At 74.5% G+C, this 17,756-nt stretch carries 15 protein-coding genes; 5 read left to right on the top strand and 10 right to left on the bottom strand.

The window, feature by feature from the left end; genetic code table 11:
• Positions 1 to 82: 82 nt before the first annotated feature.
• The 3 genes from IO30_RS0106390 to IO30_RS0106380 are packed head-to-tail and all read right to left on the bottom strand — an operon-like array spanning position 83 to position 3,377.
• Positions 83 to 1,201, bottom strand: coding sequence for an acyl-CoA dehydrogenase family protein (locus IO30_RS0106390; protein ID WP_031140166.1), 1,119 nt, complete (start codon positions 1,199 to 1,201; stop codon positions 83 to 85).
• On the bottom strand, positions 1,198 to 2,406 hold the full coding sequence (locus tag IO30_RS0106385) for an acyl-CoA dehydrogenase family protein (protein ID WP_031140164.1): 1,209 nt from the start codon (positions 2,404 to 2,406) through the stop codon (positions 1,198 to 1,200). Before IO30_RS0106385 ends, IO30_RS0106390 begins: the two co-directional genes overlap by 4 nt.
• Positions 2,403 to 3,377: an NADPH:quinone oxidoreductase family protein gene (locus IO30_RS0106380; protein WP_031140162.1), complete on the bottom strand. Its 975-nt coding sequence runs from the start codon at positions 3,375 to 3,377 to the stop codon at positions 2,403 to 2,405. Before IO30_RS0106380 ends, IO30_RS0106385 begins: the two co-directional genes overlap by 4 nt.
• 271 nt (positions 3,378 to 3,648) lie before the next feature.
• On the opposite strand from IO30_RS0106380, the gene IO30_RS0106375 reads away from it, so the two are divergent.
• A complete protein-coding gene (locus IO30_RS0106375) occupies positions 3,649 to 4,800 on the top strand; it encodes a hypothetical protein (RefSeq protein WP_157853123.1) in 1,152 nt (383 codons plus the stop codon).
• Positions 4,801 to 4,863: 63 nt separating this feature from the next.
• Complete coding sequence (locus tag IO30_RS0106370; RefSeq protein ID WP_031140158.1) at positions 4,864 to 5,760, top strand: SDR family oxidoreductase; 897 nt, start codon at positions 4,864 to 4,866, stop codon at positions 5,758 to 5,760.
• A gap of 7 nt (positions 5,761 to 5,767) precedes the next feature.
• Here IO30_RS0106370 and IO30_RS0106365 read toward each other — a convergent pair whose 3' ends face one another.
• Complete coding sequence (locus IO30_RS0106365) at positions 5,768 to 6,601, bottom strand: enoyl-CoA hydratase/isomerase family protein (RefSeq protein WP_031140156.1); 834 nt, start codon at positions 6,599 to 6,601, stop codon at positions 5,768 to 5,770.
• 63 nt (positions 6,602 to 6,664) lie between these two features.
• Positions 6,665 to 7,429: a PIG-L deacetylase family protein gene (locus tag IO30_RS0106360; RefSeq protein ID WP_031140154.1), complete on the bottom strand. Its 765-nt coding sequence runs from the start codon at positions 7,427 to 7,429 to the stop codon at positions 6,665 to 6,667.
• Positions 7,430 to 7,447: 18 nt separating this feature from the next.
• Between IO30_RS0106360 and IO30_RS0106355 the strand changes: the two genes are divergently transcribed.
• A complete protein-coding gene (locus IO30_RS0106355) occupies positions 7,448 to 8,251 on the top strand; it encodes an MBL fold metallo-hydrolase (RefSeq protein WP_078903809.1) in 804 nt (267 codons plus the stop codon).
• 64 nt (positions 8,252 to 8,315) lie between these two features.
• On the opposite strand, the gene IO30_RS0106350 is transcribed toward IO30_RS0106355, so the two are convergent.
• Both IO30_RS0106350 and IO30_RS0106345 read right to left on the bottom strand, forming a co-directional pair.
• Positions 8,316 to 9,401, bottom strand: a complete 1,086-nt coding sequence (locus tag IO30_RS0106350; protein ID WP_031140150.1) for an S-(hydroxymethyl)mycothiol dehydrogenase — start codon at positions 9,399 to 9,401, stop codon at positions 8,316 to 8,318.
• A 66-nt stretch (positions 9,402 to 9,467) separates the two neighbouring features.
• Positions 9,468 to 10,442: a LysR family transcriptional regulator gene (locus IO30_RS0106345; protein WP_031140148.1), complete on the bottom strand. Its 975-nt coding sequence runs from the start codon at positions 10,440 to 10,442 to the stop codon at positions 9,468 to 9,470.
• Positions 10,443 to 10,513: 71 nt separating this feature from the next.
• Here IO30_RS0106345 and IO30_RS0106340 point away from each other — a divergent pair, with 71 nt between their 5' ends.
• Together IO30_RS0106340 and IO30_RS0106335 are read left to right on the top strand one after the other, a co-directional pair.
• Positions 10,514 to 11,476: a dihydrodipicolinate synthase family protein gene (locus tag IO30_RS0106340; protein ID WP_078904576.1), complete on the top strand. Its 963-nt coding sequence runs from the start codon at positions 10,514 to 10,516 to the stop codon at positions 11,474 to 11,476.
• Positions 11,477 to 11,874: 398 nt separating this feature from the next.
• Positions 11,875 to 12,555 carry a LysM peptidoglycan-binding domain-containing protein gene (locus IO30_RS0106335; protein ID WP_031140144.1) on the top strand — a complete coding sequence of 227 codons (681 nt, stop codon included), beginning with the start codon at positions 11,875 to 11,877 and terminating at the stop codon, positions 12,553 to 12,555.
• 222 nt (positions 12,556 to 12,777) lie between these two features.
• On the opposite strand, the gene IO30_RS44385 is transcribed toward IO30_RS0106335, so the two are convergent.
• The 3 genes from IO30_RS44385 to IO30_RS0106320 all read right to left on the bottom strand — a co-directional run bounded on the left by IO30_RS44385 (position 12,778) and on the right by IO30_RS0106320 (position 17,706).
• A complete protein-coding gene (locus IO30_RS44385; RefSeq protein ID WP_157853121.1) occupies positions 12,778 to 13,614 on the bottom strand; it encodes a hypothetical protein in 837 nt (278 codons plus the stop codon).
• Positions 13,615 to 14,295: 681 nt separating this feature from the next.
• On the bottom strand, positions 14,296 to 16,026 hold the full coding sequence (locus IO30_RS0106325; protein ID WP_031140141.1) for a serine/threonine-protein kinase: 1,731 nt from the start codon (positions 16,024 to 16,026) through the stop codon (positions 14,296 to 14,298).
• Positions 16,027 to 16,053: 27 nt separating this feature from the next.
• Positions 16,054 to 17,706 (bottom strand): peptide-N4-asparagine amidase, encoded by a 1,653-nt coding sequence (locus IO30_RS0106320; RefSeq protein ID WP_031140139.1) that lies wholly within the window; start codon positions 17,704 to 17,706, stop codon positions 16,054 to 16,056.
• Between the last annotated feature and the right edge of the window lie 50 nt (positions 17,707 to 17,756).

Genomic DNA, 17,756 nt, shown 5'->3' with positions numbered 1-17,756 from the left:
CGTCCCCGCCCCCCGAAGGGCGGGGACGCGTCCCGTCACCCGCCGCCCGGCGGGGGCCCCCCGCGCGCGGTGGCCGGGCGGTTCACGGCGCCGGGAGTTCCGCGAAGGCCGCCACCAGGGTGCGGTGGTGGCCCGCCGTGCCGAGGGTGAGGGAATCGGCCTTGGCCCGCTTGAGGTAGAGGTGGGCGGGGTGTTCCCAGGTCATGCCGATGCCGCCGTGGAGCTGTACGCATTCCTCGGCGGCCCGTACCGCGACCCCGGAGCAGTACGCCTGGGCGACCGCGATGGTGAGGGGCGCGTCGGGGGCTCCCGTCGCGAGGGCGTCGGCGGCGGCGCGGGCCGCCGCGCGGGCGGAGGCCACGTCGAGCCAGAGCCGGGCGAGGCGGTGCTTGAGGGCCTGGAAGGAGCCGACGGGCCGGTTGAACTGGTGGCGGGTCCGTACGTGGGCGACCGTCTCGGTCAGGCACCATTCGGCGAGCCCGAGCTGTTCCGAAGCCAGGAGTCCGGCTCCGGCGAGCAGGGCGCCCGCGACGGCGGCCCGGGCCGCGGACGGATCGGCCAGCAGGGTGCCGGTGGCCCCGACGAGGGTGACGGTGGCGAGCGGGCGGGTCAGGTCCAGCGGGACGGGCGCGGTCAGCCGGGCGGAGGCGGCCGGGACGGCGTACAGCCCGGTGTCGGCGAGCACCAGCAGGACGTCGGCGGCCGCCGCGTCGGCGACGGAGGTGACCGTGCCGGACAGGGTCCCGCCGCCGGCATCGCGCACCGTGACGGGCAGGGGTGCGCCGGGGGCCAGGGTGAGCGGCAGGGCGGGGACGCAGACCTGCCGCCCGGTCGCCAGCTCGCGCAGCAGCGGGGCGGCTTCGGGGGTGTCGCACCCGAGCAGGATCTCCGTCGCGAGGACCGCGCTGGTCAGGTACGGGACGGGCGCCACGGCCCGGCCCAGCTCCTCCAGGACCACGGCGGCCTCGCGGTGGCCGGCGCCCTGGCCGCCGAGCTTCTCGGGGACGAGGAGTCCGGCGGCGCCGATCCCGGCGGCGAGGGTCTGCCACAGGGCCGGGTCGTTGGGCCGGTCGCTCTCGGCGCGGGCCAGGACCGCCGCGCCGTCGCAGCGGTCGGCCAGCAGGGACCGTACGGCGGAGCGCAGTTCCTCCTCGGTGTCCGAGTAGAGGAGGTCGTAGGGGGTGGCGCTCGGGCTGGTCATCGGGACAGGTCCTTCCAGGCGAGGTCCTTGTCGTCGCGCGGCTCGGGGGGCAGGCCGAGGACGCGTTCGGCGACGATGTTGAGGAGGATTTCGCTGGTGCCGCCCTCGATGCTGTTGCCCTTGGCGCGCAGGTAGCGGTAGCCGGCGTCGCGGCCGGTGAAGTCGACCAGTTCGGGGCGGCGCAGGGTCCAGTCCTCGTACAGCAGGCCTTCTTCGCCGAGGAGTTCCACCTCCAGACCGCTGATCTCCTGGTTGAGGCGGGCGAAGGTGAGCTTCATGCCCGATCCCTCGGGTCCCGGTTCCCCGGCGGCGAGCTGCTGGCGCAGGCGTTCGCCGGTCAGGCGGGCGACCTCGGCCTCGACCCACAGTTCCAGCAGCCGGTCGTGGAGGGCGTGGGTGCGCAGGGCGGGCCGCTCGCGCCAGGTGGCGGCGACCGGGGCGATCATGCCGCCCTCGCGCGGGATGCGCATGCCGCCGATGGAGACGCGCTCGTTCATCAGGGTGGTGCGGGCGACCGCCCAGCCCTGGCCGACGGCGCCGAGCCGGTGACTGTCGGGGATGCGGACGCCGGTGAGGAAGACCTCGTTGAACTCGGCTTCGCCGGTGATCTGGCGCAGCGGGCGGACCTCCACGCCGGGGGCGTGCATGTCGCAGAGGAAGTAGGTGATGCCCTGGTGCTTGGGCAGGCCCGGGTCGGTGCGGGCGATGAGGATGGCCCAGCGGGCGGTGTGGGCGCTCGAGGTCCACACCTTCTGGCCGTCCACCACCCATTCCCGGGCGGCCTCGTCGAGGACGGCCCGGGTGCCGAGCGCGGCGAGGTCGGATCCGGCGCCGGGTTCGCTGAAGAGCTGGCACCAGACCTCCTCCCCCGTCCACAGGGGGCGCAGGAAACGGCTCTTCTGCTCCTCGGTGCCGTACGCGAGGATCGTGGGCGCGGCCATGCCGAGGCCGATGCCGATCCGGCGCGGGTCGTTGCCGGGGGCTCCGGCGGCTTCCAGTTCGGTGTCGACGACGGCCTGGAGGGAGCGGGGTGCACCGAGTCCGCCGAGGCCTTCGGGGTAGTGGACCCAGGCGAGGCCTGCGTCGAAGCGGGCGCGCAGGAAGGTGTCGCGGGGGGTGTCCGCGGGCGGGCGGGCGGCCAGCAGGTCCCGTACCCGCGTGCGCAGGTCCGCGGCGGTCACGGCCGCGGCGGTCGGTCCGCTCATCGGGAGCCTCCGTCCAGGGCCGGTACGACGACCAGCCGGCCGGTGGTGGTCCCGTCGGCGAGGCGCTGGACGGCGTCGGCGGCTGCGTCGAGGGGGAGGCGTTCGCTGACGAGCGGCTTGATGGCGCCGTCGGCTGCGAGCCGGGTGAGTTCGGTGTGGCAGGCGAGGATCGCGGCGGGCTCCTTGGTGGCGTACAGCCCCCAGTGCAGGCCGAGGACGGCGTAGTTCTTGACGAGGGCGTGGTTGAGGGCGGGGGCGGGAATCGTGCCGCTGGCGAAGCCCACGACGACGATCCGGCCCTCGAAGGCCACGCACTTGGCGGAGGCGGTGTAGGCGTCGCCGCCCACCGGGTCGTAGACGACGTCGGCGCCCCGTCCGGCCGTGAACTCCTTGACGCGCGCGACGAGGTCCTCCGCCGTGCGGTCGATCACGAGGTCGCAGCCGAGCTCCTCGGCGGTGCGGGCCTTGGCCTTGCCGCCGACGACCCCGATGACGGTGGCCCCGGCGGCCTTGCCGAGCTGGACGGCGGCGCTGCCGACCCCGCCGGCGGCGGCGTGCACGAGGAGGGTCTCGCCCGGCTGCAGGCGGGCCCGGCGGTGCAGGCCGAACCAGCCGGTCTGGTAGCCGATGTGCAGGGCGGCGGCCTCGGCGTCGTCGAGGGAGTCCGGGGCGGGGAGCAGGGCGCGGGCGGGCGCGGTGACGTACTCGGCGAAGCCGCCGTGCGGCAGGCTCGGGTTGGCGATGACGCGGCGGCCGTCCTCGGTCTCGGCGCAGACCTCCACGCCGGGGGTGAAGGGCAGCGGGGGCCGGATCTGGTACTGCCCGCGGACCAGGAGGGCGTCGGGGAAGTTGACGTTGGCCGCGAGCACCCGGAGCTTCACCTCGCCCTCGCCGGGCACCGGTTCGGGAACTTCCTCGAGGCGCATGGCCTCACGGGGTTCGCCGGGGGTATGTACGCGCCATGCCTGCATCCGGGGCCTCCAGCCGCCGTCGAGGAACCACACTCCGCGGGCATACTAAGCGGTCGCTTGCCCTCCTGTGAACCCATCGGGGGAAGCGGGGGGAACGGACCGGTCCGCGCGGCGCCGCGAAACCCCGGGGGCCGCCTCGCCCGCGCCCCCGCGCGAACACGTGTGCGCGCGGGGCGGTCGTTTGGCAGCATGTGCCGTAGATCAACGGGCCGGTGCCGCAGGGCACATGGCACAGACCAGCAGGGGGACTTCAGTCGTGAGAAGAATCGGGATGAGGAACGCGACGGCCGTGGCGGGGGCCGCGGCCGTCCTCGCGGGGCTGATCACCGCCGCCGGACCGGCCTCGGCGGCGGCCGGCGCGGCGGCGTGCAGCCCGGGCATCGAGCTCCTGCCCGCCGTGCAGGGGCTGGGCGGGGGGATCGCGCGGGGCTTCGGTACCGGCGGGCTCGTGGTCGGCGAGAGCGGCGGCCGCCCCGCCTACTGGACCGGCGCCGAGCACACGGCGCACGCCGTACCGCTGCCCGCGGGCTTCGACTGGGGCAGCGTCAAGGCCGTCAGCGCCAAGGGCCTCATGGTGGGCACGGCCAGCCGTGCCTCGGACCACGCCAAGATCGCCTTCACCCACCAGCTGGGCGCCGCGACCTCCGAGGCGCTCACGGCACCCGTCGCCGACGGGTACGAGGTGGACGTGGACGTCAACGAGTCGGGCCGGGTCGTCGCCGTGGACCAGGGCGTCGCCAAGGAGTGGGTGGGCGGCAAGGTCGTACGCGAACTGCCGGTCCCCGCCGACGCGATCCCCGGCACCAAGGTCATCCTGCTGAGCGGGATCAACAAGCGCGGTGACGTCGTCGGCACCGCCAGCGGCTCCTACTACGACGCCGACAACGACACCAACGTCACCAAGACCTTCCCCGTGGTCTGGCCCGCCGGGGGCGGCTACCCGCCGTACAGCCTCCAGGTGTGGAACGGCTCCCACTACTCGTACTCCACCATCGGCCGGGACATCGACGAGCGGGGCCGCGTGGTCGGCGTGGAGGACTACTACTACCGCAACGACCCGGCGCTGACCCCGGCCGTCTGGAAGAAGCCCTACGACGCCCTGCCCGCCGACCCGGGCGAGCTTGGCCGCTACCGCAACGTCGAACTCTCGGGCAGCAGTCCGACGACCAATGCGGCCGTGGGCACCGCCACCGAGTTCGAGGAGAGCTGGGCCAGCTACTTCCAGGCCGTCTACTGGCCCGGCAAGGGGCCCCTGCTGGCCCTGCCGCACCCCGAGGGCTCGACCCGCGACACCCTCAGCCGCGCCTTCGCCGCCACGGACGACGACCGGGTCGCCGGCACCGTCGTCGACCGGGAGACCCGGGCGAGCAGCGCGGTGATCTGGACCTGCGCGAGCAAGCAGGCCTACGCACAGCCCAGTTGAGCCCGGGGGCCGATCCTGTCCTCGGCATGGTGATCTGAGCGCCCACAGGCTATCGATGGGCGCATGGAGAACCTCCCGCGCGGTCTGCCCGCGCCGCCACCGCCCGGCGCCGCCGCCCTGCCTCCCGGTACGTACGCCGGGCAGGTGGTCCTCGTGACCGGCGGCGGCACCGGGCTGGGCAAGGCCATCGCCACCGAGTTCGCCCGGCTCGGCGCCGATCTGGTGATCGCGAGCCGCCGGGCCGAGCAGCTCGAGGCCGCGCGCAGGGAACTGGCGGCCGTCCCCGGCGCGGGCCGGGTGGCGGCCGCCGCCTGCGACATCCGGGACCCCGAACGGGTCGCGGAGGTCTTCGACGCGGCCGAGGCGGCCCTGGGCCTGCCGGACGTCCTGGTCAACAACGCGGCGGCCAACTTCCCCTCCCCCGCGGAGGACCTCTCGCCCAACGCCTGGCGGGCGGTGGTGGACATCACCCTGACCGGCACCTGGTTCATGACCCGCGAGTTCGGCCGCCGCCACCTCGCCGCGGGCACCCCCGGCTCGATCGTGAACATCGGCGCCTCGTACGCCTGGACGGGCGGGCCCGGCTTCTCCCACAGCGCGGCGGCCAAGGCCGGGGTGAAGAGCCTGGTGGAGACCCTGGCCGTGGAGTGGGGCCCGTACGGCATCCAGATCAACGGGCTCGTCCCCGGACTGTTCCCGCACGCCGACATGACCGAGGACATCCGGGGCGGCCTGGAGCGCGCCGCGCCCGGGGCCCGGGACGCGCGCCAGCCCGCGCTGCGGGTCGGTGCGCCGCACGAGCTGGGCTGGGCCGCCACCTTCCTGGCCTCGCCGTACGCCCGGTTCGTGACCGGTCACACCCTGGTGGTCGACGGGGCGAACTGGCAGCGGCGCTCGGTGGTCGCCCCTGAGGTCGTCCCGGTGCGCGAGCAGCTGGGGCGCGGCCCGTTCGGCGGGTGAGCCGCGGTCAGGTCCCGTTGAAGTGGGGAGGGCGGCGGGCCGCCTTCGCGCCGTAGCCCTCCCGGCAGTCGTCCGAGGTGAGGGTGAGGGCGGCGGTCATGGCGACGCGGTCGAGGGCAGCAGGAAGGGCGGCGTCGGCATAGGCGTCGACGGCCCGCTTGATGCCCTGGACGGCGAGGGGCGCGTTGGCGGCGATCTCCGCCGCCAGCGCCCGCGCGGTGGGCTCCAGCTCCGCCACCGGGACCACCTGCTGGACCAGGTGCAGGCGTTCGGCCGTCGCCGCGTCGATCCTGCGGCCCGTCAGGGCGAGGTACTTGGCCCAGCCCGCACCCGCCTCCCGGGCGATGCGCAGGTCGCCGCCCGCGTCCACCGCCACGCCCAGCTGCGCCTCGGGCAGGGCGAAGACGGCGTCCTCGGCCGCCACCCGGACGTCGGCCATCAGGGCCAGTTCGAAGCCGAAGCCGAGGCAGTAGCCCTGGACGGCGGCCACCACCGGCTGCGGGAGCCGGGCGAGGACGGCGAAGCGCTCGTGGACCCAGCGGATGCCCTCGTAGTAGTTGCGGGTGCGCTCGGCCGCGGAGCCCCCGGTGACGGCCCCGCCGGGGGCGCTCACGTCTATGCCCGCGCAGAAGGCGCGGCCCTCGGCCCTCAGCAGGACCACCCGTACGGCGGGGTCGAAGCGGATGCGGTCCGCCAGCAGGCCCAGCTGGCGGGTGGACTCCCAGCTCCAGCCGTTGAGCCGGTCGGGGCGGCACAGGGTGAGGGTGGCGACGCCGTCCGCGACCTCCAGCCGGATGCGTTCCTCACCCTCCGCGATGTCCGTGGAAATGGTGTCGATCACCCTGTCCCGCACCTCCCGGACCCCTGACCCCATCTGACGGATCGTCAGCTTAGGGGGATCGCGTCAGCGGGGGAAGACCTCGAACAGCACCGCGGGACGGCCGCCGAACCGGGCGCCGGCCTGCTCCGCGAACCCGCCGAGGAAGCCGCGCACGTACTCCTCGGGGTCCTGGTCCGTCAGCACCTCGATGTACGCCTTGTGCTCCATCAGGGACTTCACCGCACGCTCCATGCCCGGGGCCGCATCGACCCCGTGCGTCGGGGTGGTCGTGCCGGACACCGCGACCCAGCGCACCCCGTTCCAGGGCTCCAGGCCCTGCTCCGAGATCAGCTCGGGGAAGATCCACCGGTTGCCCGCGTCGGCGGCCGCGTCCAGGGTGGCCCGGCCGACGGCCTTGTGGTCGGGGGTGTTCCAGAAGCCGCCGCCGGCCTCGCCGCCCCACGTGTCGCGGTGGTTCATGGTGATGATCAGCTCGGGACGGTGGCGGCGGATGGCCGCGGCGATGTCGCGACGCAGGTCCAGGCCGTACTCGACGACTCCGTCCCGGTAGTCCAGGAACTCCACCTGGGTCACGCCGACCACGGCCGCGCTCGCGCGCTGCTCCGCCTCGCGCAGCGGGGCGCACTCCGCCGGGGCGATGGTGTCGATGCCCGCCTCCCCCCGCGTTGCCAGGAGGTAGACGACCTCGCGGCCCCCGTCCGTCCAGTCCGCGATGGCGGCAGCGGAGCCGTATTCGAGGTCATCGGGGTGCGCGACCACGGCGAGGGCGCGGGTCCAGTCGGTGGGCATGGGCTCCAAGGGAGCCCGCTGATCGTGCTGTTCGGTCATGCACCGCACAATATGCGAATGGACCGTCACGGACGCGTAGTGGCCCTGCTGGACGCCACCGGCACCTTCTTCGAGCCGTCCCGTACGGCCTTCCCCGGCGCGGACGAGGCCGATTGGGCCCGGGCCGCGCTCCTCGATCCGGACGCTGCCGGGCCGGACGGCGCCTGGCTGCTCGACTTCCGCTGCTTCGCTATCGCCCGGCCGGGTGGCCGCTGGGTCCTGGTGGACGCCGGGGTCGGCCCGGCTCAGGGGCCCGCCGCGGGCTGGGCGCCGGTGCCCGGACGGCTGCCCGCCGTCCTCGCGGCCGCCGGAATCTCCGCGGCGGACGTGGAGACGGTGGTCCTGACCCATCTGCACGAGGACCACGCGGGCTGGTCGGCAGGGGCTGACGGGCAGCCCTTCTTCCCGGCCGCGCGGTACGTGGTCCAGCGCGCGGAGGTCGCCGCGCTGGACCGGGCGGACCCGGTGTACGGCTGGACGGTGGCTCCGCTGCGGGCGAGCGGGCAGCTCCACGAGGTGGACGGACACCACCGGCTGGGCCGGGGGATCACCCTGCTGCCGACCCCCGGGCACACGCCCGGACACCAGTCGGTGCTGGTGGAGCAGGACGGCGGGGGCCCGGACGGGGCCAGGGACGTACTGGTCACCGGGGATGTGCTCGTGCACGCCGTGCAGTTGGGCAATCCGGCCGTCCCGTACTCGCACGAGCGCGACCGGGCCGCCGCCCGGGCCTCACGGGAGGACCTGCTGGCCCGGGCCGTGGAGCGCGGCGCCCTGCTGGCCACCGCGCACCTCACCCGGCCCTTCGTGGAGCCCGGCTGACCCGCCCGGGCCGCTCGGCAGGGTCGGCCCGCGGCCGGACTGCCCCGCGGCCCGGGCGGTCCCGTCAGAACTCGACGACCGAGCGGAGCACCTCGCCCCGTTCCATCCGGGCGAACGCGTCCTCGACCCCGTCCAGGGGGATCGTCTCGGAGACGAAGGCGTCCAGGTCGAGGCGGCCCTGGAGGTAGAGGTCGATGAGCAGCGGGAAGTCCCGCTCGGGCAGGCAGTCCCCGTACCACGAGGACTTGAGCGCGCCGCCGCGGCCGAAGACGTCGAGGAGCGGGAGTTCGAGCTTCATCTCCGGCGTGGGCACCCCGACCAGGACCACGGTGCCGGCCAGGTCGCGCGCGTAGAAGGCCTGCCGGTAGGTCTCGGGGCGGCCCACGGCATCGATGACCACGTCGGCGCCGTTGCCGTCGGTCAGCGCCTGCACGGCCTTGACCACGTCCTCCGCACGGCCGTTGACGGTGTGCGTGGCGCCCAGGCCGCGCGCCCACTCCAGCTTCCGGTCGTCCAGGTCCACGGCGATGATCTTCGAGGCCCCGGCCAGCCGGGCGCCCGCCACGGCCGCGTTGCCCACTCCCCCGCAGCCGATGACGGCCACGGAGTCGCCCCGCCCGACGTTGCCCGTGTTCAGCGCCGCACCCAGGCCCGCCATCACCCCGCAGCCGAGCAGTCCGGCGGCGGCCGGCGCGGCGGCCGGGTCCACCTTGGTGCACTGACCGGCCGCGACGAGGGTCTTCTCGGCGAAGGCGCCGATGCCCAGCGCCGGGGACAGCTTGGTGCCGTCCTCCAGCGTCATCGACTGCGTGGCGTTGTGCGTGGCGAAGCAGTACCAGGGGCGTCCGCGCCGGCAGGCCCGGCAGGTGCCGCACACCGCGCGCCAGTTGAGGACGACGAAGTCGCCGGGCGCCACCGAGGTGACGTCCGGGCCGACCGATTCCACGATCCCGGCGGCCTCGTGGCCGAGCAGGAAGGGGAACTCGTCGTTGATGCCGCCCTCGCGGTAGTGCAGGTCGGTGTGGCAGACCCCGCAGGCCTGGACCCGGACGAGCGCCTCGCCGGGACCCGGGTCGGGCACGAGGATCGTCGTCGTCTCCACCGGTGCGCCCTTGCTCCGGGCAATGACCCCTCGTACGCGATGCGTCACGTCCTACCCCACTCTCGTCGACTGTCGTCCGAACGTACACGGGCTACGGGGCGTGCGGGAGTTGCGTCACTGCGAGGCGCGCGATCCGGCCAGTTCCGGCGGTACGGCCTCCCGCAGGGCCGCGCCGAAGGCGGCCACGGCCGGGTGCGCGCCGGCTCCGCTGCGGAAGGCGATCCGGGTCCGGCGGGACATGGGCAGCCGGGTCAGCAGGACCTCCGGCCCGCCCTGGGCGGCGATGCCGAGCTGCGGCACGACGGCCACGCCCTGGCCCGCCGCGACCAGGGCGAGCACGGTGGCGAACTCGTCGACCTGGTGGCGGACCCGGGGCGTGAACCCGGCGGCCTGGCAGGCCCGTACGGTCATGGCGTGGCAGAGGGTGCCCGGCGTGGCCGTGATCCACGGGGCGTCCGCGCGGGCCCGCAGCACCGCGGCCTGGTCCGCGTCGCCCGAGGGGACGGGCACGGGCGGCAGCGGTACGGAGCCGGGTGCGGCCAGGGCGCCCGGCTGCGGCGGGGGCTCGGCCAGGTACATCGCCTCCACGTACAGCGGCTCCACGGACAGCCCCGGCTCCCGGGGCGGCGGGACGAAGTCGTACGCGTGGACCAGGGCCACGTCCAGGTCCCCGGCCCGCAGGGCGTGCGCCACCGCCGCCGGGTCGGTCTCCGACACCATGGGCTCCAGCGCGGGGTGCCGCCGCGCGAGCGTGGTCAGGGCGGCGGGGACGATGGCCCGGGTGGCCGTGGGGAAGGAGCCGATCCGCAGCACCCCGGCCAGGCCGCTGCGGGCTTCCGCGAGATCGGCGTCGGCCTGTTCCAGCCGTTCGAGGACGGCCTCGGCGTGCCGGACGAGGTTCTGGCCCGCGGGGGTCAGGCGGACCCGGCGGCCGGTCCGCTCCAGCAGGGGCAGGCCGGCCTCGCGTTCGAGGACGCCGAGTTGCTGGGACACCGCCGAAGGACTGAAGGCGAGGGCCTGGGCCACGGCGGCGATGGTCCCGCGGTGGGCGAGTTCGCGCAGCAGGCGCAGGCGTCGGACGTCGAGCATCGGCTCAGCTTACGGGTTGCGTAAGGAATGCGAACTGGATTCGATGCTCGGCACACAGCAGGCTCGAAGGCATGACACATGACACTGCAGCCGCGCCGGTCCGGGACCTCGACGACGCCCGGGACGCCCGGGACGCCCGGACCCTCCGGGACGCCCTCTCCGGCATCCACGTACCGCTCGTCACCCCCTTCACCCGCGGCGGCGAGGACGTCGCCGCCGACGCCCTGGAGGCGCTGGCCCACGAGGTGCTCGACGGGGGCGCCGCCGGGATCGTCGCGCTCGGCACCACCGCCGAGGTGGCCTCCCTCGACGAGGGGGAGCGCGACCTCGTCACCGACGTGTGCGCCCGGGTCTGTGCGGAGCGGGACGCCCTGCTGACGGTGGGCGCCGGGGCGAGCGGCACCCGGGCGGCAGAGGCCTCGCTGGCCCGGCTGAAGCGCTGGCCGCAGGCGCGGGCGGCGCTGGTGACCGTGCCCCCGTTCGTCCGGCCGTCGGCCGCGGGGGTACTGGCGCACTTCGCGCGGGTGGCCGACGCGAGCCCCGTACCGCTGATCGTCTATCACATCCCGTACCGGACCGGGCAGTCGCTGGACGCGGCCGCGCTGCGGGCGCTGGGATCCCTCGACGGGGTGGCCGGGGTGAAGTACGCGACCGGGTCCATCGGCCAGGACGCGGTGGACCTGCTCGGCGACCTGCCGGACGGCTTCGAGGTGCTCGCGGGCGACGACGCGTACCTCTCGCCGCTCCTCGCGCTGGGCGCGGCGGGCGGCATCCTGGCCTCGGCGCACCTGGCCACGGCCCGGTTCGCGGAGCTTGCCGCGGCCTGGCGGGCCGGGGACGTGGCGCGGGCCCGGCCCCTGGGGCACGCGCTGGCCCGGCTGTCGGCGGCGGCGTTCACGGAGCCCAATCCGGCCGTGGTCAAGGGCGTCCTGCACGCGCAGGGCCGGATCCCGGCTCCCGACGTGCGGCTGCCCCTGCTGCCGGCCTCGCAGGCCGCGGTGAGGGCCGCGCTGGGGCGGCTGGCGGAGACCTGAGGGCCACCGGCGGGAAATGCCGCCGGAAAGGGGGCGGTATGGGCGATTCGCCAGCAACGCGCGAGTCGCCCGAATCCCGCCCACGGAGAGCGGACTTGCCCCTATTGGACGCAGGGGCGGAGACGGGCCGCAGACCCGTGATGTGAGTCACTAGGAAAACCTCAACATCATTTCCCCGGAGGGCGCGATTCCCTTTCCCCCGAAAGAAAGTTGGCTATTGCCGGAAGGACTCGTCAAGGTCATTTCCGGGGCGGAATGCAGGAAGTCGATCTACCGGTGGAATTCGGGCCTTGTCCGGGCCCGGCGGGCTCGCTTACGGTCACCCTCGTTCCCGGTGGTCAGCAGCCGAATCCGGCCACCTCCGGGGCCTCTCCGTCCCCCACGTGAGGAAATGCGCCATGCCTGCAAAGGGAAAGCACCGCCGGCCGAAGCACCACGCCATCACCCGCAAGCTGGCCCTGGCCGGCACGGGCGGCGCAGCCCTCGCACTCCCCCTGGTCGGCACGGCCACCGCCGGGGCGGCGGAGGTCACCAAAGCTCCCGCGACCTATTCCGTGGTCGCCGGTGACACCCTTTCCAAGATCGCGGCAAAGCATTCCCTCAAGGGCGGCTGGGAGCAGCTGTACGCGGCCAACCGCGGCGCCGTCGGTGACAACCCGTCGGTGATCCGCCCCGGCCTCGAACTGACCATCGGCGCCCAGGCGAAGAAGACGACCGCCGCCGCCAAGCAGGCCGCCGCCAAGCCCGCCGCCGCCTACCCGGACAATCTCGACGGGTGGATCCGGGAGTCCCTGGACGTCATGGCCCGGCACGGCATTCCCGGTACCTACAACGGAATTCACCGCAACGTGATGCGGGAGTCCTCGGGCAATCCGATGGCGATCAACAACTGGGACATCAATGCGCAGAACGGCATTCCCAGCAAGGGCCTGCTCCAGGTGATCGACCCGACGTTCCGCGCCTACCACGTGCCCGGCACCTCGCAGGACTCGTACGACCCGGTCGCCAACATCACCGCGGCCTGCAACTACGCGGCGGCCCGCTACGGCTCCATCGACAACGTCAACGGGCCCTACTGAGTCGGTGCCCGCGCTTCCCCGCGAGGGCGTCGGCCCCGGGGCAGGGGCGGCCGTGGGGTCTGCCGCTGGAGGATCGCCTCACCGGCCAGGACCGCGTCCGGCGTGGCTCCGGGCCTGCCGACCGGCCGGGGCGACCCTGCGTTGTGCCGGTACACCGTGGCGGCGGTCGGCAGCGCAGGGAGCGTGACCGGCAGGCGGGCATTTCCGGCCGGGCCGTTCGGCTCAGGGACGGATGCGGCGGCGGTGCCGTCCGGTACCGGCGAGCAGAGCCGCGCCCAGGAGCACGGCCGACCCGCCCACACCCAGGGTCCAGCTCGTCACCGCGTCCGTACCCGTCTCGGCGAGCCGCCCGCCCGGCCGACCGGTGGCGGCCGGTCCGCCGTCCTCGGGCGCGCGCGAGCCGTCGTCCGACGCCTCGGAACCGCCGGGCGCGACTGTGGGACCAGGATCGGGATCGATTCCGGGGCCGGGAGTGCCGCCACCCTGCTCGCCACCACCGGGCTCCTCAGCACCCGGCCCTTCACCGCCGGGCACCTCGCCACCCGGCTCCTCGCCACCGGGGTCTCCGCCACCGGGGTCTCCGCCGCCGTCCGGGGCGACGATGACGGACTCCGACCAGCCCGGGACCGCCTGAGCGCCCTCCACCGTGCTCGTGGCGTAGAAGGTGATCAGCGGAGCGTCCGACGCGAAGGCCATACGGACGGGGATCACGGAGCGGCCCGCCGGGAAGTCGAGGAAGTCACCCGGCAACGCCCCGTCGATATCGCCCAGTTCAGGGTCGCTCACGAGCGGGATGTCCCGCCACGCGCCGTCGGCGAAGAACTGGGCTCGGACGATCTCGTGCGTGAACCGGCCCGTCTCCGTCAGCACGTTGAGGGAGAACAGGATCGTACGGCCCGGCTGACGCTGTCCCGACGTGTTCTCGACGGCGACCGAGAACTCGCCCCAGCCGCCTCCCGCCACGAAGGATCCCGGGACCCCTTCGAGCTGGACGGACAGGCCGTCCACGGCCCGGACGGAGGGATCCCCCGTGGGCGCGCCGCCCTCTGACGGGGCCAAGGCCCCACCACCTGCGGATCCGCCCGGCGGGGGCCCATCCGACGGGCCGGGCTCGGGTACCGGGTCCGACGGGGCGGGTGCCGGGGCCGGGTCCGGCACGGCGGGTGCCGGGGCCGGGTCCGGCACGGCGGGTGCCGGGGCCGGTTCGGCGTGCGCGTCCTGGGCGGAGACGGGTGGAGACGGGCGGACCTCGTCCGCCAGAGCGGGCGCGGCGGCCAGAACCACCGGACCAGCCATGGAAGCCACGGCCACCAACGTCACACGTTTCACTTTCACAGGAATTTCCGGCCCTTCAGCTCTGCAGTTCTCTCCTACGAGCCTCGCCATCCCCACACGCTCCCGGTAGCAGATATGTGGCTATGGCCTCATAAAGCATGCTTATCCCCGGCTGGCGCGGCATGGTGCGAGAAGCCGTCCTGGCCAGGAGCTGCCAGGGACCGCCGTCCTCAAGTCCGACCAACGCGACGTGTGCTGGGGAGCAGCTCGACTCCCTGCGGATCGGCCTCACCACACCTCGCGCCACCCTCGATAGGGTGGCGCGATGGCGAAGATCCTGCGGCATCCCTGGCCCGGATTCACATGGGACTGGTGGGCCGTCGATGCTGAAGAGGGCGGTGGGAGACACCTGGACCGTCCACCTCGACGAGGGCTGGGTCTGAGAAGCCGGAACCGGTGGGCCGCTCAGGAGCGGTAGACCTTCCTCACCTTGCCGTTGGTCCCGGCCAGTACGTAACCGCCCTGGCCGTACTCGTCGCTGAGGTAGGAGCGCATCGACGGGGTCTGGTCCATCATCCAGGGGTCGACGATGACGTAGCGCGAGGTGGGCTTCTCCACTCCCAGGTCCCGCTGGGCCTGTTCGAGGAGGCCGGGCAGGACGTCCCAGTCGATCCCGGCCATGTCGATGAGCGGCGCCCGGTCCTTGACGGTGCCCGCGGGTCCGGTCCGGGTGACGCCGCCGCCCCGGTACTGCCAGGAGTCGACCGTCTTGGCCCCGGGGGCGGTGGGCACCGAGGCGATCACGTACTCCTCGTAGATCCGCATGTCCACGAAGGTGGTCGTGCCGGTCTGCTTCTTCAGTGCCTCCAGTGCCGCCCGGACGCCCGCCGGGGTGAGCAGACCGCCCTGGGGCGCGCTCGCCTCGGGCGAGGCGGCCTTGGAATCGGCCGCCTTCGGGGTGACGGCGGACGGTGCAGCGGTCCCCGGGACGGGTGAGGAGGCGGCGGGGGTGGCTCCCGCACCGCCCTTCGCGCTGTCGCCGGACTCTTGGCCGCCGGGCAGCCACTGGACGATGCCGATCACCGCGGCCGCCAGGACCGCCGCGACGGCCGAGGCGAGCACCACCGGGCGCCTGCGCCGCCCGGCGCCGGTCCGGACCGGCGCCGTGACCGAGTACGGGGACGGGGACGGCCCCGCGTACGAGGGCTGCTGCCCGGAGTAGGGCCCCGCGGGCGGGTACGGCGACGGGGCCGGGGCCGGATGCGGCAGCGGGGACGCGGGCCCGTACCGGCCGAGGACCGTCGGCGGTGCACCAGCGGCGGGCCCGCCGCCCAGAGCAGTGCTCGCGTTCCGGAGCAGCTCTTCCAGCCGGGCTCCGTCGGGCCGCGCGGCCGGGTCCCGTACCAGCAGCTGCTCCAGGACGGGGCCCAGCGGACCGGAGCGCACCGGAGCCGGGATGGGTTCGTCCAGTACGGCGACCACGGTGGCCAGGCTGGTGGCGCGGCGCAGCGGATGGACACCCTCGGCGGCCACGTACAGCAGCATGCCCAGGGACCACAGGTCCGAGGCCGCCAGCCCCTCCTCCCCGCGGACCCGTTCGGGCGCGATGTACTCCGGGGAGCCGATGAGCACCCCCGTGGAGGTCAGCCCGGCCGAGCCGTGCAGGGCCGCGATGCCGAAGTCCGTCAGCACGGCCCCGCCGTCGGGCCGCAGGAGTACGTTGGCCGGTTTCACATCGCGGTGCAGCACCCCTTCGGCGTGTGCGGCGCGCAGCGCGGAGAGCACCTCCAGGCCGAGCCGCAGCACCTGGTCCACCGGCAGGGGGCCGGACTCCAGCCGGTCGTGGAGGGAGCCGCCCCGGACGAGCTCCATCACGATCCACGGATGCGTGTCCGCGGCGTCCGCGCCGCCCTCGGCGGCCGGGTCGACGATGTGGTGGATCGTCACCACGTGCGGGTGCGCGAGGCGGGCGAGGGCGCGGGCCTCCCGGACGGCCCGTTCCCGCAGCTGGACGGCGAGGCCGGGCTGGGCCGCGGCGGTCGCCGGGTCCGGCGGGCGCACCTCCTTGAGGGCGACGTCGCGGTCCAGTGCGATGTCGCGGGCGCGCCACACCGTGCCCATGCCGCCGCTGCCCAGGGGGTCGACGAGCTCGAAGCGCCCGCCGATCAGCCGTCTGCCGGCCTCACTCGTGTCCATGGCCGGACATCGTAGGCGCCTGCGGGATCAGCAGCGTCGGCGGTCCACCGTGACGGTGCCCTGCGCGGTGGACACGGTGCGGTCGTAACAGCCGCCCCCGGCCTCCGAGCCGTACACCTGGTGGCGGGCCGTGGTGGTGCCGACCGCGTGCCGCTGGTCGCGCGGGACGTTCGCCGTGTAGGTGGCGTCGCCCGTGTAGCGGTCGTCGAGGCGCACCCGGCCGACGGTGCGGCCGCCGTGCAGCGTGACGGTGTCCGCGCGGTCGCCCAGCGAGAGGACGGTGCGCAGCCGGTCTCCGGCGCCCAGCGTGGTCTCGCCGTCCATCGTGTAGGTCCGCGCGGTGCGGGTGGTGGTCCGCCCCCGGGTCACGCTCTCCTCGTCGGTCCAGGTGGCGGTGAGGGCGTCGCGGTTCTCGCCCTCGGTCCAGCGGTGCACGGAGGTGTTGCGGACGGCGCGCGTGACGGTGGTGGCGACGCGTCCGTGGGAGGTGTCCAGGTATCCGGCAGTCGTCAGGTCGTGTCCGCCCACCGTGTCCAGCCGGTGCTCGGCTCCGGGCGTCCAGCGGGAGGAGCCCTCGGGCTCGCTCTGCTCGTGCCGGGTCAGCGCGCCGGTCACGACCGGCCGGCCCTCGTCGAGCCACAGCAGCAGGTTGGTGGGGGTGCTCCAGCCGCTCTGCCCGGCCGGCACCCCCGCCACGGAGACCTCGATGCGGTGCGGGCGGCCGTCGTTGAGCAGGGCGGCGAAGGGGGTCAGGTCGTAGAGGACCGGCTGGACGTCGAAGGCGCGGGGGCCGGGGGTGACGTACCAGAGGAAGGGGTTGGACCAGCCTCCGGTCCAGACGGTGGGGAAGGGTGCGGCGATGCCCGCGAGGCGTCCGTCCACGGAGATCCGGACCTCGCGGTAGGGGCCGTCGGCGGCCTTGCAGGAGTACGGGGCCGCGTCCGGGGTGGTCATGTACCAGTACTCCTCGCAGCCGCCGCCGGAGCCGGTGGCGTACACCTCGGCGAGGAGCCGCTCGGTGTTGCGCGGGGTGGTGACGTCCGGGGTGGTGAGGGCGAGGACCCGGTCGGGGGTCGCGGCGGCCGCGGCGGCGCCGGTGCGGCCCTCGGCGGCGTAGAAGGTGAGGGTGACCCGGACGTCGATGACGCCGGTGTAGGTGTCGTCGACCACGTTGCCGATGAGCATCTCGACGGGCTGCGGGCGGGCGAGGGTGTCGCGGTAGCGGGTGACGTCCTTCTCCACGGACCAGGTGATGCCGTCGGGCGAGGGCTGCGGGGTGGAGGTGCGCAGGATCTCCACCCCGCCGAGGGAGAGGTGGCCGAGGCGGTCGTACTGGCGGCCCTTGACCTTGCCTTCGAGGCGCAGCACCACCTTGGCCCAGCCGTCGGAGCCGCAGCCCGTGGGCGGCGCGTACGTCCCGCGGTACGGGGTGAAGTCGCGGAACTGGGCCTCGGCGAGGGTGATGCGGCAGGACCGGGTCGCCGGCCGGCTCACGGGCGGGGCGGCGGTGAGGGGGTCGTGCCAGTCGGTGCCGAACTCGGCGGGCGGTGTCGCGCCCGGTGCCGTAGCGGTGGCCGGGGCAGGAGGCGGGGCGGGGGCGGCGGCGTGTGCGGTGCCGGCCAGGGTGGCCGCGGCGAGGGTCAGCGCGCCGAGCAGGCCCATGAACCTGTGTCGTCTCATGGACCCGCAGTGAAACCCCGGGCCCCCGGCTCCCGCCAGGGCCGGGACCC

The organism is Streptomyces xanthophaeus (genome assembly GCF_000725805.1).
GTDB classification, from domain to species: domain Bacteria; phylum Actinomycetota; class Actinomycetes; order Streptomycetales; family Streptomycetaceae; genus Streptomyces; species Streptomyces xanthophaeus.
This window is presented reverse-complemented; position numbering and strand designations above follow the sequence as displayed.